Origin of the sequence: Micromonospora sp. DT48 (genome assembly GCF_049844495.1) — a bacterium.
GTDB lineage: Bacteria > Actinomycetota > Actinomycetes > Mycobacteriales > Micromonosporaceae > Micromonospora.
Genome location: NZ_JBNCLE010000004.1, coordinates 147,924 through 172,602 on the forward strand (window position 1 = coordinate 147,924; position 24,679 = coordinate 172,602).

General features: G+C 70.1%; 23 protein-coding genes and 1 tRNA gene. 8 read left to right on the forward strand and 16 right to left on the reverse strand.

What is annotated here, in order from left to right:
- Positions 1-122: 122 nt before the first annotated feature.
- The 3 genes from ACLQ2S_RS01420 to ACLQ2S_RS01430 are packed head-to-tail and all read left to right on the forward strand — an operon-like array spanning position 123 to position 2,832.
- Complete coding sequence (locus tag ACLQ2S_RS01420; protein WP_425700950.1) at positions 123-323, forward strand: helix-turn-helix transcriptional regulator; 201 nt, start codon at positions 123-125, stop codon at positions 321-323.
- Positions 320-1,816, forward strand: coding sequence for a tyrosine-type recombinase/integrase (locus tag ACLQ2S_RS01425; protein ID WP_425700951.1), 1,497 nt, complete (start codon positions 320-322; stop codon positions 1,814-1,816). Before ACLQ2S_RS01420 ends, ACLQ2S_RS01425 begins: the two co-directional genes overlap by 4 nt.
- Positions 1,813-2,832, forward strand: a complete 1,020-nt coding sequence (locus ACLQ2S_RS01430) for a ParA family protein (protein ID WP_425700952.1) — start codon at positions 1,813-1,815, stop codon at positions 2,830-2,832. Before ACLQ2S_RS01425 ends, ACLQ2S_RS01430 begins: the two co-directional genes overlap by 4 nt.
- 131 nt (positions 2,833-2,963) lie before the next feature.
- Here ACLQ2S_RS01430 and ACLQ2S_RS01435 read toward each other — a convergent pair.
- Positions 2,964-3,047: transfer RNA gene (locus ACLQ2S_RS01435), tRNA-Tyr, on the reverse strand.
- A 149-nt stretch (positions 3,048-3,196) separates the two neighbouring features.
- Between ACLQ2S_RS01435 and ACLQ2S_RS01440 the strand changes: the two genes are divergently transcribed.
- Both ACLQ2S_RS01440 and ACLQ2S_RS01445 read left to right on the forward strand, forming a co-directional pair.
- Positions 3,197-3,691, forward strand: coding sequence for a YajQ family cyclic di-GMP-binding protein (locus ACLQ2S_RS01440; protein WP_425701047.1), 495 nt, complete (start codon positions 3,197-3,199; stop codon positions 3,689-3,691).
- Between the two features lie 271 nt (positions 3,692-3,962).
- Positions 3,963-4,718 (forward strand): DUF5131 family protein, encoded by a 756-nt coding sequence (locus tag ACLQ2S_RS01445; protein ID WP_425700953.1) that lies wholly within the window; start codon positions 3,963-3,965, stop codon positions 4,716-4,718.
- Here ACLQ2S_RS01445 and tcmP read toward each other — a convergent pair.
- Both tcmP and ACLQ2S_RS01455 read right to left on the reverse strand, forming a co-directional pair.
- Positions 4,702-5,829 carry a three-Cys-motif partner protein TcmP gene (tcmP, locus tag ACLQ2S_RS01450; RefSeq protein WP_425700954.1) on the reverse strand — a complete coding sequence of 376 codons (1,128 nt, stop codon included), beginning with the start codon at positions 5,827-5,829 and terminating at the stop codon, positions 4,702-4,704. The genes ACLQ2S_RS01445 and tcmP overlap by 17 nt on opposite strands.
- Before the next feature lie 151 nt (positions 5,830-5,980).
- Positions 5,981-7,168 carry a helix-turn-helix domain-containing protein gene (locus tag ACLQ2S_RS01455; RefSeq protein WP_425700955.1) on the reverse strand — a complete coding sequence of 396 codons (1,188 nt, stop codon included), beginning with the start codon at positions 7,166-7,168 and terminating at the stop codon, positions 5,981-5,983.
- Positions 7,169-7,678: 510 nt separating this feature from the next.
- Here ACLQ2S_RS01455 and ACLQ2S_RS01460 point away from each other — a divergent pair.
- Positions 7,679-7,903 carry a winged helix-turn-helix domain-containing protein gene (locus ACLQ2S_RS01460; protein ID WP_155214532.1) on the forward strand — a complete coding sequence of 75 codons (225 nt, stop codon included), beginning with the start codon at positions 7,679-7,681 and terminating at the stop codon, positions 7,901-7,903.
- A gap of 99 nt (positions 7,904-8,002) precedes the next feature.
- Here the strand turns inward: ACLQ2S_RS01460 and ACLQ2S_RS01465 are convergent, their stop codons facing one another.
- The 8 genes from ACLQ2S_RS01465 to ACLQ2S_RS01500 all read right to left on the reverse strand — a co-directional run bounded on the left by ACLQ2S_RS01465 (position 8,003) and on the right by ACLQ2S_RS01500 (position 16,947).
- The gene (locus ACLQ2S_RS01465) at positions 8,003-9,262 is read right to left on the reverse strand and encodes an MFS transporter (protein ID WP_309222476.1); all 1,260 of its coding nucleotides are present in this window, start codon (positions 9,260-9,262) and stop codon (positions 8,003-8,005) included.
- 172 nt (positions 9,263-9,434) lie between these two features.
- Positions 9,435-10,307, reverse strand: a complete 873-nt coding sequence (gene htpX, locus ACLQ2S_RS01470; RefSeq protein ID WP_425700956.1) for a zinc metalloprotease HtpX — start codon at positions 10,305-10,307, stop codon at positions 9,435-9,437.
- A gap of 136 nt (positions 10,308-10,443) precedes the next feature.
- The gene (locus ACLQ2S_RS01475; RefSeq protein WP_425700957.1) at positions 10,444-11,946 is read right to left on the reverse strand and encodes an NADH-quinone oxidoreductase subunit N; all 1,503 of its coding nucleotides are present in this window, start codon (positions 11,944-11,946) and stop codon (positions 10,444-10,446) included.
- Positions 11,943-13,478 carry a complex I subunit 4 family protein gene (locus ACLQ2S_RS01480; protein WP_425700958.1) on the reverse strand — a complete coding sequence of 512 codons (1,536 nt, stop codon included), beginning with the start codon at positions 13,476-13,478 and terminating at the stop codon, positions 11,943-11,945. The genes ACLQ2S_RS01475 and ACLQ2S_RS01480 overlap by 4 nt, the downstream gene beginning before the upstream one ends.
- A 49-nt stretch (positions 13,479-13,527) precedes the next feature.
- Positions 13,528-15,444, reverse strand: a complete 1,917-nt coding sequence (locus ACLQ2S_RS01485) for an NADH-quinone oxidoreductase subunit L (RefSeq protein ID WP_425700959.1) — start codon at positions 15,442-15,444, stop codon at positions 13,528-13,530.
- On the reverse strand, positions 15,441-15,821 hold the full coding sequence (gene nuoK / locus ACLQ2S_RS01490) for an NADH-quinone oxidoreductase subunit NuoK (protein WP_425700960.1): 381 nt from the start codon (positions 15,819-15,821) through the stop codon (positions 15,441-15,443). The genes ACLQ2S_RS01485 and nuoK overlap by 4 nt, the downstream gene beginning before the upstream one ends.
- Positions 15,818-16,339 (reverse strand): NADH-quinone oxidoreductase subunit J family protein, encoded by a 522-nt coding sequence (locus tag ACLQ2S_RS01495; RefSeq protein WP_309222472.1) that lies wholly within the window; start codon positions 16,337-16,339, stop codon positions 15,818-15,820. Before ACLQ2S_RS01495 ends, nuoK begins: the two co-directional genes overlap by 4 nt.
- The gene (locus ACLQ2S_RS01500) at positions 16,336-16,947 is read right to left on the reverse strand and encodes a NuoI/complex I 23 kDa subunit family protein (RefSeq protein WP_375335274.1); all 612 of its coding nucleotides are present in this window, start codon (positions 16,945-16,947) and stop codon (positions 16,336-16,338) included. The genes ACLQ2S_RS01495 and ACLQ2S_RS01500 overlap by 4 nt, the downstream gene beginning before the upstream one ends.
- A 118-nt stretch (positions 16,948-17,065) precedes the next feature.
- Here ACLQ2S_RS01500 and ACLQ2S_RS01505 point away from each other — a divergent pair, with 118 nt between their 5' ends.
- Entirely contained in the window at positions 17,066-18,121 is a 1,056-nt protein-coding gene (locus ACLQ2S_RS01505; protein ID WP_425701048.1) for a glutathione S-transferase family protein, read from the forward strand.
- Between the two features lie 60 nt (positions 18,122-18,181).
- Here the strand turns inward: ACLQ2S_RS01505 and ACLQ2S_RS01510 are convergent, their stop codons facing one another.
- Entirely contained in the window at positions 18,182-19,144 is a 963-nt protein-coding gene (locus ACLQ2S_RS01510; RefSeq protein WP_155214529.1) for a complex I subunit 1/NuoH family protein, read from the reverse strand.
- Positions 19,144-19,860: an NADH-quinone oxidoreductase subunit C gene (locus ACLQ2S_RS01515; protein WP_230462219.1), complete on the reverse strand. Its 717-nt coding sequence runs from the start codon at positions 19,858-19,860 to the stop codon at positions 19,144-19,146. The genes ACLQ2S_RS01510 and ACLQ2S_RS01515 overlap by 1 nt, the downstream gene beginning before the upstream one ends.
- Positions 19,861-20,021: 161 nt before the next feature.
- Here ACLQ2S_RS01515 and ACLQ2S_RS01520 point away from each other — a divergent pair, with 161 nt between their 5' ends.
- Complete coding sequence (locus ACLQ2S_RS01520; RefSeq protein ID WP_309222471.1) at positions 20,022-21,068, forward strand: glucose 1-dehydrogenase; 1,047 nt, start codon at positions 20,022-20,024, stop codon at positions 21,066-21,068.
- Positions 21,069-21,163: 95 nt separating this feature from the next.
- Here ACLQ2S_RS01520 and ACLQ2S_RS01525 read toward each other — a convergent pair whose 3' ends face one another.
- The 3 genes from ACLQ2S_RS01525 to ACLQ2S_RS01535 form a co-directional block, all read right to left on the reverse strand.
- Positions 21,164-22,480 carry a DUF2252 domain-containing protein gene (locus ACLQ2S_RS01525; RefSeq protein WP_155214528.1) on the reverse strand — a complete coding sequence of 439 codons (1,317 nt, stop codon included), beginning with the start codon at positions 22,478-22,480 and terminating at the stop codon, positions 21,164-21,166.
- A gap of 38 nt (positions 22,481-22,518) precedes the next feature.
- Positions 22,519-23,094, reverse strand: a complete 576-nt coding sequence (locus ACLQ2S_RS01530; protein ID WP_425700961.1) for an NADH-quinone oxidoreductase subunit B — start codon at positions 23,092-23,094, stop codon at positions 22,519-22,521.
- A gap of 128 nt (positions 23,095-23,222) precedes the next feature.
- A complete protein-coding gene (locus tag ACLQ2S_RS01535; protein WP_155214526.1) occupies positions 23,223-24,674 on the reverse strand; it encodes a pyridoxal phosphate-dependent decarboxylase family protein in 1,452 nt (483 codons plus the stop codon).
- Between the last annotated feature and the right edge of the window lie 5 nt (positions 24,675-24,679).

Genomic DNA, 24,679 nt, shown 5'->3' on the forward strand with positions numbered 1-24,679 from the left:
GCACTCAACGCCATCGCCCAAATGCTGCACATCCGCCACGTCTCCCGGCCCTACCCAGACCGCCGATCCCCGATGTTCCAGCGCCTCTACATCGACGCCACCCCGAGGGAGGACACCCGCCGATGACCACCCGCCGCACTTCCACCGGCAACCTGCTCACCCTCGCCGAAGTGCTGGACGAACTCCGCGTACCCCGGTCGACCTTCTTTCGCTGGAAGGCCACCGGTCGCGCACCCCGAACCATCAAGTACCCGAACGGAAGCCTCTACGTCCGCCGCCGCGATCTGGACACCTGGCTCAACGATCATGAGGAGGCCGCTTGAGCAGCTACGACGTACGCGTACACGGCATCCTCAAGAACCAACTCGCCAAGGGCTACTCGTACGTGGTCCGCTGGAAGGTCACCGGCCAGGCGTTCCGCAAGACGTTCGCCACCCGCGCACTGGCCGAAAGCTTTCGGTCCAAGCTGGTTGTTGCGCAGCGGGAAGGCGTCGCATTCGATGATGCCAGCGGCCTGCCCGAACCGATGGCGCGGGCGCTCAACACCCGATCCTGGTACGAGCACGCCATGGCCTACGTCGACATGAAGTGGCCCCGCGCGTCGGCGAAGCACCGCAAGGGCATCGCCGAGACACTAGCCACCGTCACCCCGGCCCTGCTCGCGACCGACCGGGGATTACCCAGCGACAAGGCACTACGTGCCGCGCTCTACGGGTGGGTATTCAACAAGGCCCGCCGTGACGCCGGAGAGCCGCCCGCCAACCTCGCCGCCGCCGTGCGCTGGTTGAAGGCCAACACCGTCGACCTGGCCGCGCTCGCTGACGCCGCGCTGGTCAGAAAGGCACTCGACACGCTTGCCCTCCGGATGGACGGCGCTCCCGCGTCGCCCAGCACGATCGCCCGGAAGCGGGCCGTCTTCTCCGGCACCCTCAAGTACGCGGTAGAGCTGCGGCTACTCGATGCGCACCCCATGACGCTGGTGAGCTGGACCGCTCCGAAGACGGCCGATGAGGTGGACCGCCGGGCGGTGATTAACCCCGATCAGGCGCGGGCGCTGCTCGCCGAGGTGGGACGCACCGTGCCCGAGCTGGAAGCGTTCTTCGGATGCATGTACTACGCCGCGCTACGGCCCGAAGAGGTGCTCCACCTACGAGAAGACGAGTACGAGCGGCCCGCCCAGCGTGGGGGGTGGGGCGTGTTGCACCTGACCGGCTCAACGGTGGCCGTGGGGCGAGACTGGGGCGACGGAGACGACACCGCCGAGGACCGTGAGCTCAAGCACCGGGCAAAGGCAGCGACCAGGGACGTACCCGTGCCACCGCCGCTCGTGCGGCAACTCGATCGCCACATCAAGGAGTACCCGCCGGGATCGAACGGCAAGCTGTTCGTCACCCGGCGCGGCCCCGGTGGCCGGTACGTTCCCACCGCCGGCCAGCCCATCCCGAACAACACCTACGGGAAGGCATGGCGGGACGCGCGGGCAAAGGTGCTCACCCCGGCTCAGCAGCGCTCACCACTGGCCCGGCGACCGTACGACCTACGCCATGCGGCCGTGTCGCTCTGGCTCAACGCCGGGGTGCCGGCTACCCAGGTCGCCGAGTGGGCCGGGCACAGTGTGCACGTCCTCATGCGTGTCTACGCCAGGTGCGTCTACGGCCAAGAGGAGGCCGCTCGCCGACGGATCGAGGCGGCGCTCGACGAGAGGGCACCATCACTCGCGTCCCGTTCGGACGTGGTTGCGTCCGATACGGACTTGACAACGGCACAAACGGACGGGACGATCTATGACATCGACTCGGATCGGAGCAAGGAATGACTGTCTACGCGTTCTGGAACAACAAGGGTGGAACGGGCAAGACCAGCCTTTGCTTCCAGTCAATAGCCTTCTACGCGCACGAGCATCCTGACGAGCGCATCCTGGCAATTGACGTCTGCCCTCAGGCCAATCTGTCCGAGCTTTTCCTCGGCGGGCTGGCGAACGATGGCAGCGCGAAGCTGCTGGCCCGGCAGGGTGAGATGCCCCGGGCGACCATCGGCGGATACTTCCAGCGCCGGCTTCCATCCCCGTACTCCCCGCCGCCGCTCACGCCGAGCGACTACATCACCCACCCATACCAGTTCAACCCGTTGGTACCGAAGAACATCGACCTCATCTGCGGCGATCCGCTGCTAGAACTCCAGGCCAACGCCATCTCCACGCTAGCCAACAACCAGATTCCGGGCACCAACGCTTGGGTTGCGGTGGTGGACTGGCTCACCGACTTGCTCGACGAGATCCGGGACGACTACGACACCATCTTCATCGACTGCAACCCAAGCTTCTCGATCTACACACAGATCGCGTTGTCTGCGGTAGACCGCCTGATACTGCCGGTCATGGCCGACGACTCCTCGCGCCGGGCGATCCAGAACGCGTTCTCCTTGATCTACGGCCTGAAGCTGCCGTCCGACATCTACGCGACTTATGCCTTTGCCACCCGGCTCCAGAACGCCGGCCGCACGCTGCCGAAGGTGCACATGATCGCGAAGAACCGGCTGACGCAGTACATGGGCCCCGCCTCCGCCTACGCGGCCGTGCTGCGCTCGATCACCGTCGACGTGCAGAAGCTCATGGCGAGCCACCCGGACATCTTCACCTTCGACGACATCGACAACGGCCTGGTCAACATCCGGGACTTCCAGACCACGGGCGTGGTGGCGTTCGCCCGCGGGTGCCCGCTCTACGCCCTCAACTCCGGGAAGTTGGACGTGATGGGACACCGTGTGAGTGTCCACGAGGACTACAGACTGAACTGTGTCGAGGCCATGGACACCCTGACCGCGAAGCTGTAGCTACTCGTCTACCAGACGACACGTATGCGACACGGCCAGCGAGATCGAGCGGGCTGGAGCGGGACTGAGTGAGACTCACGAAAGAGGCCCCTGACCAGCGTTCTCGCTGGTCAGGGGCCTCTTTGTGTACCTGGTGGCGGGTAGAGGATTCGAACCTCTGTAGCTTTCGCGACGGATTTACAGTCCGCTCCCATTGGCCGCTCGGGCAACCCGCCAGGGCGTACCACCGCACCGTGATGCGGCAGCGGAAGCAAGGATAGCGGCTCCAACCGCCGATGGTGCAACCGGGTACCGTCAGGGTGTCGTACCCCTGGGCAACCAGGGATGAAGGACCACAAACCGGCCGGACAGCAGGAGCATGAGTATGGCAGCGAACCCGTCGTTCGACATCGTGAGCAAGGCCGATCGCCAGGAGGTCGACAACGCCCTCCACCAGGCGGAGAGGGAGCTCGGGACGCGGTTCGATTTTCGGGGCACCGGGGCGGGGATCTCCTGGTCGGGCGAGGAGACGATCAGCCTCCAGGCGGAGACCGAGGAGCGGGTCCGCGCCGCGTTGGAGGTGTTCAAGGAGAAGCTGATCAAGCGGAACATCTCGCTGAAGTCGCTGGACGCCGGCGACCCGCGTCCCTCGGGCAAGGTTTTCAAGATCGACGCCAAGGTGATCCAGGGGATCGACCAGGACAAGGCGAAGGCGATCAGCAAGAAGATCCGCGACGAGGGCCCGAAGGGTGTCCAGGCCCAGATCCAGGGCGACCAGCTCCGCGTCACCGGCAAGAAGAAGGACGACCTTCAGGCGGTCATCGCGCTGCTCAAGGCCGAGGATTTCGGCGTCGCCCTTCAATTCACCAACTACAGGTAAGCAAGCCCCGGCCGGCCCGGTCACCGGGCCGACCACTCCTTGCCACATGGGCGGAAGTCGTCGCCATTGGTCGTCGTTGGTCACTCACGATCGATCTCCGACGGTCTTGCGACGGCCTGGCCGAGTCAACCTGCGCCCTCCGCCCGTTGGTTGGGAAAGGCATGGGGTAACTGCCGCCTGCGTCGGCTGATCGACAAGAAAGATCGTCTGCACGTCTTTCAATCCGTACGCATGTTCGACAGTATTGACATAACCTACCCAGGGAGTGGTCATGGCAGATAAGAGCGCCATCGAGTGGACCGAAGCGACCTGGAACCCCACGACAGGCTGCGACCGGATCTCCGCGGGCTGCGACAACTGCTATGCCCTAAGCCTGGCGAAGCGTCTGAAGGCGATGGGGTCTGCGAAGTATCAGAACGACGGCGACCCACGGACCTCTGGACCTGGCTTTGGTGTAACGCTCCATGAGGACGCCCTGACCATCCCTACGCGCTGGCGGGAACCACGAACGGTGTTCGTCAACTCCATGAGCGACCTGTTCCATGCGCGCGTGCCGATCGAGTACGTGCGTCGGGTGTTTCAGGTCATGGCTGACACCCCACGCCACACCTACCAGGTACTCACGAAGCGGGCATCACGGTTGGCGCGGATCGCGGACCAGCTCGACTGGCCGCCGAACGTGTGGATGGGCGTCAGTGTGGAGACAGAGCAGGAGCTGCCAAGAGTGGATCACCTGCGCACTGTCCCAGCAGCGGTCCGATTCATCTCCGCAGAACCACTGCTTGGCCCCTTGGACGGCATCGATCTCACCGACATCCACTGGCTGATTGCTGGCGGCGAGTCTGGACAGGGCGCCCGTCCTGTAGACCCCGCATGGATCCGAGGTCTACGGGACGAGTGCGTCAAGGCAGGAACGGCCTTCTTCTTCAAGCAGTGGGGCGGGAGGACGTCGAAGGCGGGTGGCCGGCTGCTGGATGGCCAGACGTGGGACGAGATGCCGTCGAGGGAACTCACGCCGGCTCGATGAGTGCCTGAAACAACTTCTCCTTGCCCTTGGGGCTGGTCTTGGTCACATCGGGGTACAGCCTCGCCCACGCTTTGCGTAGGTGTTTTTGGCGGGCTTGGCCGGCCGCTTCACCGTAGACCTCGCCGTACCGCTTGCTGATGACGAAGGGCTTGCCCTCGGCCAGGAGTCGACGTAGGTTCGCCTCGATCTCGTTGATCCAGCCATCCTCTAGCGTCTGCTCACTCGCCAAAAAGCTCGCCTCGTCGGCGAACAGGGTGTCGGCGTTCTCGATGTCGTAGACGGCCTTGCGCCACTGACCGAGGCCAAGAGACAGCGCTTCGGCGAACTCGCTGAATCCGTCGCGGTGGCGCGTTAGGAACACTAGGTAGTAGAGGGGCTTGTGGCGAGCCCGGTTACGGACCGGGGTCACCCACCAGCTGCAACGTTGGTTGGCGGCCAGCCGGCGGGTGTACTCGACGACCACGGCCATCTCCGCGCGTTCCTTGTCGCCTCCGTGATCGAGCCAGACCTTCTGCCACCAGTCGCCGCCGCATGCAGCGTCCATCCTGGCGAGGGTCGCCGCTCTTCCCGCGTTCTCCTTTGTGCTTGTGAGAAGCCCAGCTACCCGCCGTAGACCAACGGCGCTGAAGTTGACGAGCAGCTCGGTAGCTGGGGGGTGTTCTGGACGGCGGGCGAACACTTGCGCCGTCTTCGCGAACGGAATCATGACTCCGAACGGGTCGAGGTAGACCAGCGCAGGAATGCCCTTCACCAGGGTTAACAAGTCGTCGAGGTGATCCTCTATGCTGCCGGCGAAGACCTGCATCGGCAGACCTTCGCCCTCTGCTGCAACCACCTGCCGAAGCTTGGCCAGTGACTCCGGGTCGCTCTCGACGAAGTAGCCCTCCAACTTCCGGTTGCGCAGCCGGAGTTCGCGCGCCTTCCGCAGCAAGAGCGCAGGAGAAGCCTCGTCTCCGTTGTCGTACCTACCCTCCCCCGCGTACCCGTCGACAATCGCGACCCTGTGATCAGGGGAGTACAGGCCCGTTTTCCCAACGAACGGGCTGATGTACTTGTCGATGATGGCGTGTTTCAAGATCGCCGCCGGCTTTTTGCCCTCGAAGAAGCCCACGCGCATCCCCCACTTAATTTTCGCTCACTAGGTTACGTAAAGTGAGCAGTCGATGCCATGGGGTTAATTATGATCCACTGGTCTGGATCCGAGATACCTTCCGGCAGGCCGGCCTTCTGTCAGGTGGACGACAGCAAGTCCTGAAGCGCGGTCATGGGCGGAGTACGCCGAGGGTGATGGCGAGCTGGGTGATCGTCGCGGGGGCGCCCGGGGCACGGGCGACCTGCGCGACCATCTCCCGGCCCGCCGGCCGGTGACGTATCTCGGCCGGGGCGATGTGGTCGGCCTGCGTCAGGGCGTGACCAGCCTTGCCGACCTCGTCGACGTGCAGGTAGGCGCAGGCCGCGTCGATCAGGTGCGCGGCCCGCTGCTCGACGGAGAGCCAGCGCCACCCGCTCCGCGTCATCATTTTCTCGTGGCGGAGGACAGCTTCCCCCGCATCACCCGCCGCCGCAGCGGCGACCCGGGCCACCTCGACGGCCGTTGGCCCGAAGCCGGTCCGATGATGGTCGTGCCCTTCGCCCACCCGGGCGGCCAGCTCGGCGGCCTCGTCCAGCAGTTCGGCCGCCCCGCGCTCGTCGCCGGACCTGGCGGCCACCAGCGCCGCCTGCACCAGCAGGGATCCGCACAACGACAGCTCCTCCGGCGTACCGGTGTCGAAGTCTCGCGGAGCGATCCGATAGGCGGCGGCCAGCAGTATGGATCTTGCCCTCGGCGTGGCTCGCAACGCCTGACCGAGCTGTATCGCCGCGCACGCCACCAACACCCGGTCACCGGTCGCCGCGGACATCGCGCGGTCGGCGGCCAGCCAGGCCAGACCCGGCTCGTCCAGCTTGACCAGCAGGGCCGCCGTCAATCGGTACGCCTCGACCACCGTGCCCCGGGCCACCTCCGGCTCGTGCGCGTGGGCGCGTTGCACGTCGGCGAGCAGCGACGGCAACTGCTCGATCAGGTACGGGTACCGGGCGTGCTGGTAGCTGGTCCAGGCGTGGGCAACGGCCCCGGCCAGCTCGTTCGACGCCGGTTCGCGGCGGGCCAGGCGGCCGAGTGCCGCGTCGTACGTCGACAGCGCCGCCCGGATCCGCGCCACGCCCTCGCTTCGCGCGACCGGTTCGGCCGGCTGAGCGTCGCGGCCGAGCAGCGTCGACACATCAACCCGCAGGACGGCGGCGATGTCACGGATGGTCGACACCCGCTCCAACGAGCGCACCCCACGCTCGACCTTGTCCACCCAACTCTTCGACTTGCCCAACCGGTCCGCGAACGACTGCTGCGACATCCGCCGCCGTACCCGCAGGTAGGCGACCCGCCGACCGATCGGCACCGGATCACGGCTCACGACCGCACCGCCGATCCGGCACCGGCCAGTGCCCACGGTTGATCGGCACTCGGTGCCGGACCCGGCAGGGCAGGTCCGCACCACAGCGGCATACGCGCCGCCACCGCCGCCACGACCAGACCGGGCGATGGCGGTACGCGAGAGTCAGCGCCACCGCCGCGACGTACTCGCCATAGGACACTCGCCTCCGATTGCGGCCGATTCCATGATTCTGGGCAGGAATCTGGCGACGGCCAGCGTTCTGGTCCGTTTGCCCCAGCCCTGCGGCCCGAACAGTCGGATCGTCAGATCCCGCCACGTTGCCTCCCGCAGGACTTGGAGAAGCCCGTGGGCACCCCCAGCTAGTGAAGGAGCACCCACGGCAGGAGCACCCGGCCGCCAAGCTGGATGACCCCACGAGCAACTTAAGACGCAATGTGCTCAGGGTCAACTACTAACAGCACATAGCGTTGCAAGTTGGGGGCGTGGCGTGATCTCCTTGCACCAGCCGCCAAGCTGGGAGCACCACCTATGTCTGAAGCCGCGTACCTTCAGGTCGCCCGGGATATCCGAGAGCAGGTCAGCTCCGGTCAACTGAAGCCGGGTGACAAGCTGCCGTCCTTCGCCGCCTTGTGCGAGCACTACAAGGTCAGCAACACCGTCGTCCGCGCCGCGATGCTGATCCTCAAGGCTGAGGGGCTTATTGACGGCCGACAGGGCAAGGGCGTGTACATCGCTGACCCACTCCCCCGATAGCAGCGTTGACCACGACGGCCGGGTGGGCGGGGCCGGGGGCGGTCAACTTCATAGTGCGCCTCCTCGCGGCAGAGGCTACCGGGCGTGCGACGCGCCGGTTCAGACCACGGCGGGGCTGTCGACGCGTACGGTGGCGGCCTCCGCGCGGGCGATGGGGCCGGTGGGCAGCGCGGCGACCGCCGCCCCGACGGCGACCGCTCCCCCGGCGAACAGGAAGGCCCAGGGCACGCCGCCGGCATGGTCGATGATCAGGCCGGAGACCGCGCCGCCGACCGCGCTCGCCCCGACCGACATGGTCACCACCCAGGTGTACGCCTCGTTCAGCATGCCGGTCGGCGAGATCCTCCCGACGAGGGTGTTCTCCAGGGTCAACGCGGGAGCGATCATGGCCCCGCCGATCACCAGGGCGGTGCCCAGCGCGATCGGTGTGGGCATCACGGCGAAGACGGCGAAGCTGCCGGCGACCCCGGCGAGCAGCCAGGCGAACAGGCGGGTCATGTTGCGCGCCGGTCGGCGGACGCCGAACCAGAATCCGCCGATCGCGCTGCCGACCCCCCAGACGGCCAACAGCACCCCGGCGAGGCTGTCCGGGTCGTCCGGGCTGTAGCGGGTGGCGAACGCCGGTACGGTCACCCCGGCCGCCCCGAAGGCGATGCCGAGGCTGGCCACGCAGAGCAGCAGCGCCGGGAAACCGGCGACCCGCAGCGGGCCGAGGCCACGGGCGTGGTGTTCCCGGGCGTGCGGACGCCATTGGCGCATGACCTGGCCGAGCGCCACCACCACGGTGCCGACCAGGGTCACCACGGCCGCGCCGACCAGCGCCGCCCCGGCGTCGGCGACGAGGACGAACCCGGCCACCAGCAGTGGTCCGAGCACGAAGACGATCTCGAACAGGGTGGTCTCGGCGGCCAGCGCGGTGTTGCGCAGGTGGTACCGCCCGGACTCGACGTTGGTCAGGTCGTTCCAGGCACCCCGGATCGCGGCGGTCATCGGCGGGTACGTCCCACCGGCCACCGCCGACGCGAGCAGCACCAGCCCGAAGGGGGCGGACTCGGTACGGGCCGCCCAGAGCAGCCCGAGCAGGGCCAGTGGGTGGGCGATCGCGGTGCCGAGCAGCACCGGAGTGGGGCCGATCCGGTCGGCGATCCGCCCGGCCACCGGGCTCAGGGCCGCGCCGAAGAGGGCGTAGCAGCCACCCGCCACGGCGGCCAGCGAGTAACGTCCGGTCACGCCCTCGACGACGAGCAGCAACGCCAGCGGCGTCATGCCGATCCCGAGCCGCCCGATGATGCCGGTGATCAGCAGGGTCGGCGCGCCCGGGATCTGCCAGACAGCCAGATACCGGCGCAGCCCAGCCACAGCGGACCTCCACGAGGATGTAATGAGTGAGATTCAGTTCGACCCTAACGCCCGAGGGGCTTCCGGCGGCCCCGTCCGGGCCTGTGGCGGCGCTCACCAGCCTCGACGGGGCTGCCGCGAGCACGCCGCCGCCCGCGCCGGGCGGGCCGGACGCGGGCGGCGGATCGTCGGGTCAGCGCCGGTAACGCACCGGCCCCTGCTGTGCGGCCATCTGCTCCAGCCGAGCGACCCGCTGCTCCATCGGCGGGTGCGTGGCGAAGAGCGCGGCCACCCCGCCACCCCGGAACGGGTTGGCGATCATCAGGTGGGCGGTGCTGGTGAGCTGCCCCTCGGCCGGCAACGGCCGCCGCTGGGCACCCATGTGGATCTTCCGCAGCGCGCTGGCCAGCGCCAGCGGATCCCGGGTGAGTTCGGCGCCCGACGCGTCCGCCTGGAACTCGCGGCTCCGGCTGATCGCCAGCTGGATGACGGTCGCGGCGATCGGGCCCAGGATGATGGTGAGCAGCAGCACCAACGGGTTGGGACCGTCCTCGTCGTTGCCGCCCAGCGGGATGAACAGGGCGAGGTTCGCCAGCATGGTGATGATGCCGGCCAGCCCGGCGGCCACGCTGGAGATGAGGATGTCCCGGTTGTAGACGTGCGACAGTTCGTGGCCTATGACGCCCCGCAACTCACGGTAGTCGAGCAGCTCGACGATGCCCTGGGTGACGCAGACGGCCGCGTTCTGCGGGTTGCGGCCGGTGGCGAAGGCGTTGGGCTGGGCGGTCGGGCTCACGTAGAGCCGGGGCATGGGCTGCCGGGCTTCGGCGGCCAACTCCCGCACCATGTGGTACAGCTGGGGAAACTGTGCCTCGCTGACCGGTTGCGCCCGCATCGAGCGAAGCGCCAGCTTGTCGGAGTAGAAGTACGTGACGCCGTTCATCACCAGCGACACGAGTACGGCGATGACCAGGCCGCCACTGCCGCCGAACCAGTAGCCCACCGCCAGGATCAGCGAGGTGAGCAGGCCCAGCAACGCGGCGGTCTTGAGACGGTTGTGGTGCACGATCACTCCTTCGGTGCACGGATGTGTGGAATCCGCTGACCGGTACAACACATCCGTACCCGCGAAACATCCGTCTCATGACTGAGAGTTACCTGAGACGAGGTTCGGGTGGGAATGAGGTGAAGCTCCGCCGGGTTCAGCTACCGGCGAGATCGAGCACGACCTGCGGCGCGAAGCCCACGGCCAGGGCCACCACGGTCGCCACCGTCAGCGCCACCACCACCGCGCGGGCCGGCCGGACGGCGGGGCCCGCGACCTCACCCGCCGGGGCGTAGAGCAACGCGGCGAACCGCAGGTAGTAGGCCAGGCCGATGACCGCGTTGATCGCCACCACCAGGGCGAGCCAGCCCGCGCCGCCGTCGACCAGGGAACGGACCACCGTCACCTTGGCGAACAGCCCGGCCAGGCCGGGTGGCAGACCGGCGAGGCCGATCAGCGCGAACGCCAACCCGGCACCGACCCACGGGTGTCGGCGTGCCGCGCCGCGCAGCTCGTCCAGGTGGCCGCCGTCCGCGCCCGCCGGGCGCAACGCCACCACACCGGCGAAGGCGGCCAGTTCCAGCAGCACGAAGAAGACGGCGTACGCCAGGGCGGCGGCGTACCCGGCGGTGCGGGCGTCCGCCTCGGTGACCAGGGCCAGCGCGCCGAGCGGGGCGAGGATGTAGCCGGCCTGGGCCACCGAGGACCAGGCGAGCAGCCGCACCGTACGCCGCTGACGCAGCGCCACCAGGTTGCCGACGGTCATGGTCAGCGCGGCGACCACGGCCAGCACCGGGCCGGTCACCTCCGGCGGCAGCGCCTCCCGTACCACCGCCAGCAGGGCGATCACCCCACCGAGCTTCGACGCGGTCGACAGATACGCGGCCACCGGCAGCGGTGCCCCGTCGTAGGTGGCCGGTGCCCAGGCGTGGAACGGCACCGCCGCCACCTTGAACGCCAGGCCCGCCACCACCAGCGTCACCGCGACCGTGGTCAACGGCAGGTCGGGCAGCGCCTCGTCGGCGAGCAGCGCACCCAGCCGTTCCAGGTGCAACCCACCGGTCGCCGCGTACAGCAGGGCGGCACCGAGCAGGGTCAGCGTGGTGGCGACCACGCTGACCACGAAGAAGGTCACCGCCGCCTCGGCGCTGGCCAGGCTGCCCCGGCGGAGCCCGACCAGGACGTACAGCGGCAGGGTGAGCACCTCCACCGCCACGATCAGGGTGATCAGGTCACCGGCCGCGGCGAGCACCACGCCACCGGTCATCGAGCAGGTGAGCAGGAAGCAGAACTCCCCCACCGGCGTGTTCCCGGCCCGCAGCATCGGCCCGGACAACGCCAACACCCCGAGGACGAGCAACGCCACCAGCGCGGCGACCAGGGCGGCCCGGCCACCGAAGACGTACGAGCAGTCGGCGCCGACGCAGAACGTGCGTCGTTCGGCCCCCGAACCGACCGCCGCCGCGCCGAGCGTGGTGGCGACCGCGCCGGTGGCCGCCGTGGCCACGGTGGCCACCGGTCGGGCCAGCAGCAGGTCCACCAGGAGCACCAGCACCGCCGTCCCGGCCGCCAGGTACGCCGGGAGCAGCGCCACGTGGTCGACGGTCTGCACCAGGCTCGGCTCGCTCGTCGCACCGAGCCACATGATCTGCTCGCTCATCGCGCCACCACTCCCAGCAGGGCCTCGACCGGAGTTTCCGCGACGCCCAGCACCAGCGTCGGGGCCAGCCCGACCGCCAGCGCGAGCAGCACCAGCGGTGCCCAGGCGGCCAGTTCGGCACCGGCCAACCCGGGCCGGAGCGCGGCGACGGTCTGGGTGGGCTGACCGTGGGTCACCCGCCGCAGCAGCCGCAGCAGGTACGCCGCCGTCAGCGCCCCGCCGAACGCGGCCAGCACCGCCAGCGTGGTCCACAACGCGCCACCGGCATTGACGGCGGCTACCACGGCGAACGCCTCACCCCAGAAGCCGGCCAGTCCGGGCAGGCCCAGCGAGGCGACGGCCGCGAACGCGAGCAGCCCCGACAGGCGCGGCGCGGTCTCCCGTAGCCCGGACAGCTCGCTGAGCGCGCCGGTGTGGGTGCGGTCCTTGATCGCCCCGGCCAGGAAGAACAGCAGGCCGGTGATGATGCCGTGGGCGACGTTGCCGATCAGCGCCGCCTGGATGCCGGTGGCGGTCAGGGTGGCGATCCCGAGCAGGACGAAACCCATGTGCCCGACGCTGGAGTACGCGATCAGCCGCTTCAACTCGGTCTGGGCCAGGCAGACCAGCGAGCCGACCAGGATGGCGGCGACGGCGAGCACACCGAGCACGGGTGCCGCCCAGCGGGCCCCCTCGGGGGCCACCCCGACAGCGACCCGGATCAGGCCGTACGTGCCCATCTTGAGCAGCACCCCGGCGAGCAGCACGCTGCCGACGGTGGGTGCCTGGGTGTGCGCGTCGGGCAGCCACGAGTGCAGCGGCCACAGTGGGCTCTTCACCGCGAAGGCCAGCGCGAGCAGGGTGAAGGCCGCGAGTTGGGTGGCCCGGGACAGGTCGCCGCCGCCGGTCAGCGCCACGATGTCGGCGGTGCCGGCGGCGGACACCACCACGTACACGCCCACCAGCAGCAGCACCGAACCGAAGAGGGTGTAGAGGGCGAACTTCCGCCCCGCCCGCCGCCGCGCGTCGGGTGCGGCAGGGTCCGCGCCGTCACCGCCCCAGCCGATGATGATCGCGTACATCGGCAGCAGGACGACCTCGAAGAATAGGAAGAACAGCACCAGGTCGAGGGCGAGGAAGGTGCCGAGGATGCCGACCTCGACGACCAGCAGCAACGCCACCAGGGCCCGGCCCGCACCACCGCCGGGCACCCGCCAGAGGCTGTAGGCGCAGCAGAGCAGGGTGAGCAGGGCGGTGAGCACCACCAGCGGCCAGGAGATGCCGTCCACGCCCAGGTGGAAGCGCAGGTCCAGCCCCGGCACCCAGGGCAGGTCGATCGAGTGCCAGGGACGCACCGCCGGAGTGGTCGCCGCGTACGCCGTCCAGCCCTGCTCCCGGTCGGCGACCAACGCCACCGCCGCCACCAGGGTCAGGGCGGCGGCGAGCACACCCACCGACCGGGCCACCCGGTCGCGTGGGATGGCCGCCACGGCCAGCGCGCCCAGTGCCGGCAGTGCGAGCACCGCGACCAGCAGGAACTCCCCGGTGCTCATGCCGTCCCTCCGGCCCGCGCCAACACCCTGAGCTGATCCGCTCGCTCGCTCATGTCGTCACTCCGATCAGGGCGGCGGCCAGGCCGATCAGCAGCGCGCCGGCCAGCACCCCGGCGGCGGCCCGGGGCAGCGCCGCCCGGTGCAGGGTGCCCAGCCCACCGCCGAGGGCGCGGGCAGCGCGTCCGGTGCCGGTGACCGCGCCGTCCACCACCCGTTCGTCGGCGGAACGGGCCAGCCGACCCAGCGCGGTCGTCGGGCGTACGACCAGGGTGTGCTGCACGTCGTCGAGGCGGAACGCGCGGGCCAGGACCGGCCGCAGCGGACCCAGCGTGGTGGCCGGATCGACGCTGCCGTCGCGCTGCCACCGGGACCAGGCCAGCCCGACCCCGACGAGCAGCAACGCCAACGGCAGCACCATCAGCGGCCCGACGTGCAGCAACCCGGGTACTCCCAGCTCGCCGGGAGCGCTGGACAGCAGCCGGTCGGTGAACCAGGGCGCGAACCCGGCCAACCCGAGCAGGGCCGCCGGCACGGCGAGCAGCAGCACCGGCCAGCGCAACGTGGCGGGTGGGTCGTGTGGACGCGCCGACGGGAGCCGGTTGACGCCGAAGAAGGTCCGCAGCAGCAGCCGGGTGGCGTACCACGCGGTGATGGCCACCCCGAGCAGCCCCGAGACCAACACCAGCCAACCCACCCAGGCCGGTGCCGGGCCGTGCCCGAGCAGGGCGTCCTCCGTGGCGGCGAGCACCCCCTCCTTGCTCCAGAAACCGGACAACGGCGGTACGCCGACCAGCGCGCCGAGACCGATCACCGTGCACCAGAAGGTCACCGGCATACTGTGCCGCAGCCCGCCCATCCGGGACATCAGCGAGGTGCCGACGGCGTGGATCACCGCACCGGCGGCCAGGAACAGCAGCGCCTTGAACGCCGCGTGGGTGAGCAGGTGGAACAGCGCGGCCGTGGGCGCACCGACGGCGAGCGCACCGGTCATGTAGCCGATCTGCGAGACCGTCGACCAGGCGAGCACCCGCTTGATGTCGTCCTGCGCGGTGGCGGCCAGCGCGCCGAGCAGCAGCGTCACCGACGCCATCACGCCGAGCACGGCCAGCACGGTCGGGGTGGCCTCGAAAAGCGGCCACAGCCGGGTGACCGCGTACACCCCGGCGGCGACCATGGTCGCGGCGTGGATCAGCGCGGAGATCGGAGTCGGACCGGCCATCGCGTCGGGCAGCCAGGTGTGCAGCGGGAACTGGGCGCTCTTGCCGGCCACCCCGGCGAGCAGCAGCAGGCAGGCCGTGGTGAGGGTGGCGGTGCCGTGGTCGTGGGCGAGCACGTCGGTGATCCGGAAGCTGCCCGCCGAGACGCCGAGCAACGCGATGCCGAGCAGGAAGCCGACGTCGCCGACCCGGGTCACCAGGAACGCCTTCATCGCGGCGGCCGGTGCTTCCGGCAGCCGCCGGTCGTGGGCGATGAGCAGGTACGAACAGATGCCCATCACCTCCCAGCCGACCAGCAGCAGGATCAGGTCCCCGGAGACCACGACCAGCAGCATCGCGGCGGTGAAGAGGCTGATCTGCGCGGCGTACGGCGGGTAGCGGTGGTCGGGTTCGTCGGGCGGCCCCTGCCGCAGGTAGCCGATCGAGTAGACCTGCACCGCCAGGGCGACCGTGGTGACCGCGACGGCGACCAGGGCGGCGGCACCGTCGAGGCGTACCCCGAGGGTGACGGTGAGCCCGCCCAGGTCGATCCAGGTGGTCGAGGCTTCGGCCGGATCGTCCAGGGTGACCAGCAACGCCACCGCCAGGGCCAGGGCACCGGCCGCGCCCGCCACACCGAGGGCCACGGCCACCCGACGGGCCGTCCGGCCGGTGGTCGCGCCGCTCGACGACGGCGGCAGCAGCAGGCCGGTCAGCCCGGCGAGCAGCGGTACGACCGGCAGTGCCGCACCCAACGTCGTGGCGCTCACCGCTGCCCCTCCGGTTCGCTTCCGGCGACCTGAGCCGCCGCGCCCGTCGTGGCGGGCACCGCCTCGGCGTTCCGGTCGCCCAGCGGAATCGTGTCGACGGCGACGCTGGCCCGCATCCGGTAGAGCTGGAGGACGATGGCCAGGCCCACCCCGATCTCGGCGGCGGCCAGCACGATCACGAAGAGCGCGAAGACCTGCCCGCTGTGCGGCAGCACCGCCCGCACCGTGGCGTCGGCTGTGATCAGGATCAGGTTCACCGCGTTGAGCATCAGCTCGACGGCCATCAGCACCAGCACCGCGTTGCGGCGTCGCAGGACGCCGTAGGTGCCGAGGCCGAACAGGAGCGCGGCGGTGACGTACGGGATGACCGGCCTCACCGTGACCGCCCCCGATCGGCCGTCGCGCCGATGTCGGGGCGGGACAGCACGACGGCCCCCACCAACGCCGACAGCAGCAGCACCGACAGCACCTCGAAGGGCAGCACCCAGCTGCTGAACACCTGCTCACCGATGCGCTCGGCGTTGCCCGCCTCGGGCAGGCTGACCGTCGTCCAGCGGTACGCGTCGACCAGCAACGCCGCCAGGCCGAGCCCCACCCCGCCGCCGATCAGCGCGGCCGGCCAACCGGGACGGTCCAGATCGTCGGAGGCGCCGATCGGTGCGCGGGTCAGCATCACGGCGAACAGCAGCAGCACCACCACCGCGCCGACGTAGATCAACACCTGCACCCAGGCGACCAGCTCGGCGGCGAGGACGAGGTACATGCCGGCCACCGCGCCGAGGCAGACCACCAGGTAGAGCCCCGCACGCACCAGGTGCCGGGTGGACACCACCAGCACCGCCGAGCCGACCGCTACCGCACCGAGGGCGAGCAGCAGCACATCCACCCCGGTCACGCGGGCGTACCTCCGTCGTCGGGGCGTACCGCCGGGGTGGTCGGACGGGCGGCGGGCGTCGTCCCCGGGACGGCGGCCTTGCGCGCGGCGGCGGTCTCCTCCTTCGCCGGTTCGCCGTTCGGGTCGTGGGCCGGGGGCGGCGGCACGGTGGCCATCCACTCGCCCAGGTGGTCCTTGTCGTGCAGCAGGTCCTTGATGTCGTACTCGGCGTACTCGAACTCCGGCGACCAGTAGAGCGCGTCGAAGGGGCACACCTCGATGCAGATGCCGCAGTACATGCAGAGTGAGAAGTCGATGTCGAACCGGTCGAGCACGTTGCGTTGCCGCGCACGCGCGGCACCCGGCACCGCCACCTCCTCCTTGTGGGAGTCGATGTAGATGCACCAGTCCGGACACTCACGGGCGCAGAGCATGCAGACGGTGCAGTTCTCCTCCATCAGCGCGATCACCCCACGCGAGCGGGGCGGCAGCTCAGGGGCGACGTCCGGGTACTGCGCGGTGGTGGAGCGTTTCGTCATCGTCTTCAGCGTGACGGCGAGCCCCTTGACCAAGCCGCTGCCGGGCAGTCCGGTCGCCTCGCCTCGCTCGCTCTCGCTCATGCCGAACATCCTGCCCTGTGTCCCCGGTGCGCGCGACCACCACCCGGGGTTGACGGTCACCGGGCCGGGCCGACGAAGATCGGCCATGATGGGGCGAGGACGAGTCGGGCACACCCCTGGGGGCGACATGGGCGAGGGCGGCAAGGGCAGCGGCGGCAAGTACGTCGAACCGGGTGAGTTCAAGCGGGACCAGAACTACATCACCACCCGGATCACCGCCGACGGACGGGACTGCTACCCGGTCGAGCCCGGCCGGTACCGGTTGGTGGTCAGCCGGGCCTGCCCCTGGGCCAACCGACTGATCATCGTGCGCCGGCTGCTCGGGCTGACCGACGCCATCTCGATGGGCGTCGCCGGGCCCACCCACGACGCGCGGAGCTGGACCTTCGACCTCGACCCGGGCGGGCGGGACCCGGTGCTCGGCATCGAGCGCATCCAGGAGGCGTACTTCGCCCGTTACCCGGACTATCCCCGGGGGATCACCGTGCCGGCCATCGTGGACGTGCCGACCGGGCAGGTGGTCACCAACGACTACGCCCAGATGAGCCTGGACCTGTCCACCGAGTGGACCGCGTACCACCGCCCCGGCGCACCGCAGTTGTACCCGGAACACCTGCGCGCCGAGATCGACGAGGTCAACGCGGTGGTCTTCGCCGACGTCAACAACGGCGTCTACCGGTGCGGCTTCGCCGGCAGTCAGGATGCCTACGCGCAGGCGTACCGGCGGCTGTTCGACCGGCTCGACTGGCTCAGCGAACGACTGGCCGGGCAGCGGTACCTGGTCGGCGAGACGATCACCGAGGCCGACGTACGGCTGTTCACCACGCTGGTCCGCTTCGATCCGGTCTACCACGGCCACTTCAAGTGCAACCGGCAGAAGCTCAGCGAGATGCCGGTGCTGTGGGCGTACGCGCGGGACCTGTTCCAGACCCCCGGCTTCGGTGACACGGTCGACTTCGACCACATCAAGCGGCACTACTACGAGGTGCACCGGGACATCAACCCGACCGGTGTGGTGCCGCTCGGCCCCGACCTGTCGAACTGGCTCACCCCGCACGACCGCGAGGCGCTCGGCGGTCGTCCCTTCGGCGACGGCACCCCACCCGCACCGCCCAAGCCCGCCGAGCGCGTCGACCCCGCCCACACCCCGCTGGGCTCCGACGGCGCTGCTGATCGCGGTTGAGCATCGATGCGTTAGGAGGGGGCCCTTCCTATACACGAGGCGTTAATAGGGGGCCCTTCCTTACATCGCCAGGCGGACGGCGGCGGTCAGGACGAGCTGGGCCAGGGCAGCAGGGACCAGGACCAGCCAGCAGAGGCGTTGCAGTTGGTCTGCGCGCAGGCGCGGGTAGGAGACCCGCAGCCAGATGATCACGAAGCTGACGGCGGCGACCTTCAGCAGGGTCCAGAGCCAGCCGAGCTGCGCGTCGGCGAACGGCCCCTGCCAGCCGCCGAGGAACAGCACGGTGGTGAGCGCGGCGATCACCACGATGCCGACGTACTCGGCCAGCAGCAGGAACGCGAACCGCAGGCCGGTGTACTCGGTCAGGTAGCCGAAGACCAGCTCCGAGTCGGCGACCGGCATGTCGAAGGGCGGTCGGCGGATCTCCGCCAGCCCCGCCACGAAGAAGATCACCATCGCCGGGGCCTGCCAGAGCAGCCACCACGGCTGCCACGCCTCGACGATGCCGGAGAGGCTGAGCGTACCGGCGGCCATCGCCACCGAGGCGGCGGCGAGCACCAGCGGCAGCTCGTAGCCGAGCAGTTGGGCGGCGCCGCGCAGCCCGCCGAGCAGGCTGTACTTGTTGGCCGACGCCCAGGCCGACATGAGCACGGCCAGCACACCCACGCCGACCACCGCGAGGACGAAGAAGAGCCCGATGTCGAGCGGCTGCCCGACCAGGTCGTTCGGGCCGAGCGGGATCACCAGCAGGGCCAGCAGGTACGGCACCAGCGCCACCGCCGGAGCCAACCGGAACACCGGCCGGTCGGCGGCACGCGGGGTCACGTCCTCCTTCTGGACGAACTTCACCCCGTCGGCGATCAGCTGCGCCCAACCGTGGAACCCGCCCGCGTACATCGGGCCGAGCCGCCCCTGCATGTGCGCCATCACCTTGTGCTCCGCCTGCCCCACCAGCAGCGGCAGGACCAGGAAGGCGGCCAGCACCCCACCGATCCGGATCACCAGTTCCAGCCAGAGCGGCATCAGGCCCCACCCTCCCCGCCGGACGTCGGACGGGGCGGTCGCTCGCGGGGCGGTCGCTCGCGGGACGGTCGCTCCCGGGCTGGTCGGGCCGGGGTGCCGCCACGCGGACCCTCCCCCACCCCACCGGCACCGGCGGGGGTGGGCACGACTCCCCACTCCCCCGGTGCGGGAACGCCCGGCGGTCGGATCGGACGGCGACCACCACCGGCCTCCGACTCACCCGGCTCCTTCGCACCCGGCCAGGGCTTCGCCACCCGGGAGGCCAGCACGAACTCCTTGCGCAGCGGATGGCCCTCGAACTCCGGTGGCAGCAGTAGCGGACGCAGGTCGGCGTGCCCGGCGAAGTCGATGCCGAACATCTCGTGGGTCTCCCGCTCGTGCCAGGCGGCACCCGGGTAGACCGACACCACGGAGTCGACGGTCGGCGTCTCGCGGGGGACCCGGGCGCGCACCAGGACACCGTGCCGGTGCGTGGTCGACCAGAGGTGGGCCACCACGTCGAAGCCGTCGGCCAGCTCGTCCACCGCCGACAACCAGTCGAAGTAGTCGCAGGCCAGTTCGGTGTCGTCGCGGACTGCCAGCAACGCGGCCCGCCAGGCATGCGGGGGTACGTCGACGGTGGCCCGGGCATGTGCCTGCCCGCCGGAGACCGTCGCGGTGGCCTCGACGGGCGCGAGCAACGCGACGAGTCGCCGGCCGACCTCTTCCGGTGTCATGCCGCTGATCCTAGGACGTGGCTGCGGGATCTCGCTGAGCGCGCACGTGCCCCGACGGGCGAACGGCGGATCTCGGGCGGCCGCCCGGGGCGATGCACGCGGCCGGGTGACGCCTTCGGGCTTCGCCGGTGCCGCCCGCGTACGGCCACCAGGATGGACCCGTGCGCGCTGTGACCGTGATTCCCGGAGTACCCGGCTCGCTGCGGCTGCTCGACGACTACCCGGAACCGGCCCTTGAGGAGGGGCCGATCCTGGTGGAGGCCGTCGCGGTGGGTGTCTGCGGCACCGACATCGAGATCATCGAGGGCCAGTACGGCGAGGCGCCGCCCGGCATCGACCACCTGGTGCTCGGCCACGAGTCGTTGGGCCGGGTGCTGGAGGACCCGACCGGCACCCGACAACCCGGCGACCTGGTGGCCGGGATCGTCCGGCAACCGGACCCGATGCCCTGCCCGAACTGCGCGGCGGGCGAGTGGGACATGTGCCGCAACGGCATGTTCACCGAGCACGGCATCAAGGGGCTGCCGGGTTTCGCCCGTGAGCGGTGGCGGTTGCAGCCCCGGTTCGCCGTGGGCCTCGATCCGTCACTGATCGAGGTGGGCGTACTGCTCGAACCGGCCAGTGTGATGGTCAAGGCGTGGGACCACATCGACCGGATCGGCCGACGCGCGGAGTGGCAGCCGCGTACCGCGCTGATCACCGGGGCCGGGCCGATCGGCCTGCTCGGCGCGTTGCTGGCCAGCCAGCGGGGTCTCTCCGTGCACGTGCTCGACCTGGCCACCGAGGGCCCGAAGCCGGCGCTGGCCGGTGCGCTCGGTGCGACGTACCATTCCGGACCGCTCAACCAGCTGGATCTCGAACCGGACGTCATCGTCGAGTGCACCGGCGCGCCGGTGGTCGTCCTGGAGGCGATGTGCAAGGTCGGCCGCAACGGGATCGTCTGCCTGGCCGGTGTTTCCAGCGGCGGCCGGACCATCGACTTCGATGCGGGCGCGCTGAACCGGACGCTGGTGCTGGAGAACAACGTCGTGTTCGGCTCGGTGAACGCGAACCGGCGGCACTGGGAGGGGGCCGCCGAGGCGCTGTCCAAGGCCGACCGCAGCTGGTTGAGTTCGCTGATCACCCGTCGGGTGCCGCTGGCCGAGTACGCCACCGCCTACTCCCCCGGCCCGCAGGACATCAAGGTGGTCCTCGACTTCGACAGCTGAGCCGACCCGGTCCGGCACCGTCCGCCCGCGCCGGACCGGGTCGGACCGGGTCGGAAGCGGGTCGGGAGCGGCGGGTCGGACCGGGTCGGGAGCGGTCAGATGCCGGGGAGCCGACCGTTGCGGAACAGGTCGACGAAGAGCTGGTGGTCCTGCCGGGCACGGACGCCGTACGCGTGGGCGAAGTCGACCAGGTGCCCGACGAAGCCGGCCGGGTCCGCGTCGACGGCGGCGACGATGGCCTCCTCGGTCGAGTAGTCGACGAGGTCGTGGCTGGACTCGTCGTCGGCCACCGAGTGCATCCGGGCGACCGCCCGGCCCAGGTCGGCCAGCACCCCGGCGAGTTCCTCCGGCTCGTTGACGTCCGCCCAGTCGAGATCGGCCGCGTACGGCGACACCTCGGCGACGAGTTGGCCGACGCCGTCGAGTTCGGTGTAGCCCACCCACGGGTCGGCGTGCGCCTGGAGGGCCCGTTGGGACTCGGCGGTGCGGTGCCCCTGGTGCCGGAAGTAGCCGCGCACCCGCTCGTCGTCGATGTACCGTGCCACCGCCGGCACCTGCGCCTGCTTCATGTAGATCAGGACGTCGTTCTCCAACGCCTGGGTGTGCCCCTCCAGCAGGAGGTTGTACGACGGCAGCCCGGCCGAGCCGATGCCGACGCCCTTCCGCAGCACCACGTCCTTGACGGTCGCCGCGAGCGGCCGGGCCTGCGTGGTCGTCGCCGGCAGGGTCTCCAGGTACGCCTCGAACGCCGCGCACACCCGTGCCCGGACCTCATCGTCGACCTCGTACACCCCGTCGCCGAGGGAGAAACGGCGCTCGTAGTTGTCGACGGTGGTCTGCTCGCGCAGCAGGTCGACCCGGGTGTTCAGCCGTGCCTGCTGGAGCACCCGACGCAGCACACCGTCGGCGTTGTCCAGCGTGATCGAGCCGATGGCGTCGTCCCCACCGGCGGCGATGGCCCGCAGCTCGACCAGGTACGCCTCGGCGAAGCAGGTGACCAGATCGCTGATCACCCGGTCGGAGAGCGCCTTGGTGTAGCCGATCAGCGCCACGCTGGCGACGAACCGCCGCAGGTCCCAGGTGAACGGCCCCACGTACGCCTCGTCGAAGTCGTTGACGTTGAAGACGAGTTGGCCGGAGCCGTTCATGTAGGTGCCGAAGTTCTCCGCGTGCAGGTCACCGTGTATCCACACCCGGCTGGTCTGCGCGTCCAGGAAACGGTCGTCGGCGAAGTCGCCGCGTTGGTCGGCGTAGAAGAGGCTGGCGCTGCCCCGGTAGAAGGCGAACGGCGAGGCGGCCATCTTGCGGAACTTGCGCCGGAAGGCAGCCGGGTCGAGCGCCATCAGGGTGCCGAACTCCTCGGTCAACACCTTGACAATGAAAGCGGAACGCTGTTCCACGACGTCGGTCATGATCCGACGTTAAACACCGGACGCCAGTCGGGATCCGCTCAGGCGTTCGGCGGGCGTACCGCCGGGGCGGTCAGCGAGGCGGTGGAGCGCGGCGCGGCATTGCCGGGTGCGGCGTCGCCCGGCGCGGCGAGCGGGTCCGGGCGGGGCACGCCGCCGATGCCGGACTGCTCGGCGGCGATCTTCTCCTGTAGCCGGAGGATGCCGTGCAGCAGCGCCTCGGGCCGGGGTGGGCAGCCGGGCACGTAGACGTCGACCGGGATGAGCTGGTCGACCCCCTTGGTCACCGAGTACGAGTCCCAGTAGGGACCGCCGCAGTTGGAGCAGGCACCGAACGAGATGACGTACTTCGGCTCGGGCATCTGGTCGTAGAGCCGCTTGATCGCCGGAGCCATCTTGTCGGTCACGGTGCCGGAGACCACCATCAGGTCGGCCTGCCGGGGCCCGTGCGCGAACGGGATCACCCCGAGTCGCATGAAGTCGTGGCGGGACATGCTGGTCGCGATGAACTCGATGGCGCAGCAGGCCAGGCCGAAGTTGAAGACCCAGAGCGAGTAGCGCCGACCCCAGTTGAGCACGAACCGGATCGGCTCACCGAGCACCGCAGGCAGCTGCACGACCGCTCCCCCTCCCGTCCCCGACAGTCAACCACAGCCCCCACCGCACCTTGCTGAAAGGAAGGGCCCCCTATTAACGCCTGGCGTTGTACAAGGGCCCCCTCCTAACATCGCGCACCGACGGGCCGCTACCAGGCTGGGCGTTGCAGCAGGCTGACGAACTCCACCAGCAGCCGCTCCCGCAGCGCCGGTGGCGCGGCGTCGAGCAGCGTGTTGACCGGGGCCATCCGTTCCGGCAGCCCACCGCCGGGGCCGAGCCCGAGACCGGCGGCGAGTCCGGCGACCAGGTCACCGGTGAGCGCCTCCGGGGCCAACGTGCCAGCCAGGGCCCGCAGTTCCGGCGGCAGTTCCACCGGGCCCGCCGCTCGGGCCGCCGCGACCGCGTCGGCCAGGTCGGGGCCGAACTCCGCCGCGCGGGGGGCCACGGCGGCGGTCACCGTCAGATGGACACTCGGCGGCAGCTCGGCGTACGACAACTGTGGCTGGGTGTGCCAACCGCGTGCCGCCAGTTCGTCGACCAGCACAAACAGGTCCGGCCCGGTGTCGGTGGCGGTCAGGCAGACCACTGTCGACTCCGGCTCGGCCATCAGCCGCAAACCGTCGGTGCCGCGTACCGCGTCGGCCAGCGTGTGCACCGCCTCCCAGGTCCGGCGGGTCAGCTCCAGGTAGCCGTCGTCGCCGAGATGCCGCAGGGTGGCGTACGCGGCGGCGATCGGCCCGCCGGAGCGGGTCGACGAGATCACTGGGTTGATCATGGTGTACCCGGGCCAGTCGGCGTACGCGAAGTACTGCGGGGCGCGCAGCTGCGGATCGCGGTGCAGCAGCACCGACACGCCCTTCGGCGCGTACGCGTACTTGTGCAGGTCCACCGAGATCGAGGTGACGCCGGGTACGGCGAGGTCGAACGGCGGCACCTCGACGCCGAGGCGTCGCAGGTACGGCAGCGTCCAGCCGCCGAAGCAGGCGTCCACGTGACAGCGGACCCCTGCGGCGGCGGCCACCTCGGCGATCTCCTCGACCGGGTCCACCACCCCGTGCGCGTACGAGGGAGCCGAGCAGACGACCAGCACCGTCTCCGGCCGGATGGCGGCGGCCACGGCGGCGGCAGCCGGTCGCAGGGTGGTCGGGTCGATCGGCACGGTGTCCAGTTCCACCCGCAGGTAGTGGGCGGCCTTGGCGAACGCGGCATGCGCGCTGGCCGGTACCACGATCCGGGGTGCCGTGATCTCCGGCCGGGCGTCCCGGGCGGTCTTCACCGCCAGGATCAGCGACTCGGTGCCGCCGCTGGTGACGCTGCCGACGACATCCGGAGCGCTCGTGCCCGGCCCGCCGCCGAGCAGCCGCGCCGCCGCCGCGACCAGCGAGTTCTCCATGGCCAGCAGGGACGGGAAGGCCGTCGGGTCGAGCCCGTTGACATGGGCGCTCTCGGCGTAAGCGGCGGCGGCCAGGTCGTCGAGTCCGGGTACCGCCGGGTCGTACACGTACGCGAACAGCCGTCCACCGTGGGTCGGCCGGTCCATCGCCCGCAGCTGCCGGATCTCCGCCAACACCTGCTCCGCTGGCAGGTTCTCGTCGATCATGAAGT

Bases quoted from the DNA above. Each gene is read 5' to 3' on its own strand.
- ACLQ2S_RS01500 (WP_375335274.1), bottom strand. From the start codon at position 16,947: ATGTTCGGCATGAGCGAGAGCGAGCGAGGCGAGGCGACCGGACTGCCC.
- ACLQ2S_RS01505 (WP_425701048.1), top strand. From the start codon at position 17,066: ATGGGCGAGGGCGGCAAGGGCAGCGGCGGCAAGTACGTCGAACCGGGT.
- ACLQ2S_RS01510 (WP_155214529.1), bottom strand. From the start codon at position 19,144: ATGCCGCTCTGGCTGGAACTGGTGATCCGGATCGGTGGGGTGCTGGCC.
- ACLQ2S_RS01535 (WP_155214526.1), bottom strand. From the start codon at position 24,674: ATGATCGACGAGAACCTGCCAGCGGAGCAGGTGTTGGCGGAGATCCGG.
- ACLQ2S_RS01420 (WP_425700950.1), top strand. From the start codon at position 123: ATGACCACCCGCCGCACTTCCACCGGCAACCTGCTCACCCTCGCCGAA.
- ACLQ2S_RS01515 (WP_230462219.1), bottom strand. From the start codon at position 19,860: ATGACACCGGAAGAGGTCGGCCGGCGACTCGTCGCGTTGCTCGCGCCC.
- ACLQ2S_RS01440 (WP_425701047.1), top strand. From the start codon at position 3,197: ATGGCAGCGAACCCGTCGTTCGACATCGTGAGCAAGGCCGATCGCCAG.
- ACLQ2S_RS01480 (WP_425700958.1), bottom strand. From the start codon at position 13,478: ATGAGCACCGGGGAGTTCCTGCTGGTCGCGGTGCTCGCACTGCCGGCA.
- ACLQ2S_RS01475 (WP_425700957.1), bottom strand. From the start codon at position 11,946: ATGAGCGAGCAGATCATGTGGCTCGGTGCGACGAGCGAGCCGAGCCTG.
- ACLQ2S_RS01525 (WP_155214528.1), bottom strand. From the start codon at position 22,480: ATGACCGACGTCGTGGAACAGCGTTCCGCTTTCATTGTCAAGGTGTTG.
- ACLQ2S_RS01460 (WP_155214532.1), top strand. From the start codon at position 7,679: ATGTCTGAAGCCGCGTACCTTCAGGTCGCCCGGGATATCCGAGAGCAG.
- ACLQ2S_RS01430 (WP_425700952.1), top strand. From the start codon at position 1,813: ATGACTGTCTACGCGTTCTGGAACAACAAGGGTGGAACGGGCAAGACC.
- ACLQ2S_RS01445 (WP_425700953.1), top strand. From the start codon at position 3,963: ATGGCAGATAAGAGCGCCATCGAGTGGACCGAAGCGACCTGGAACCCC.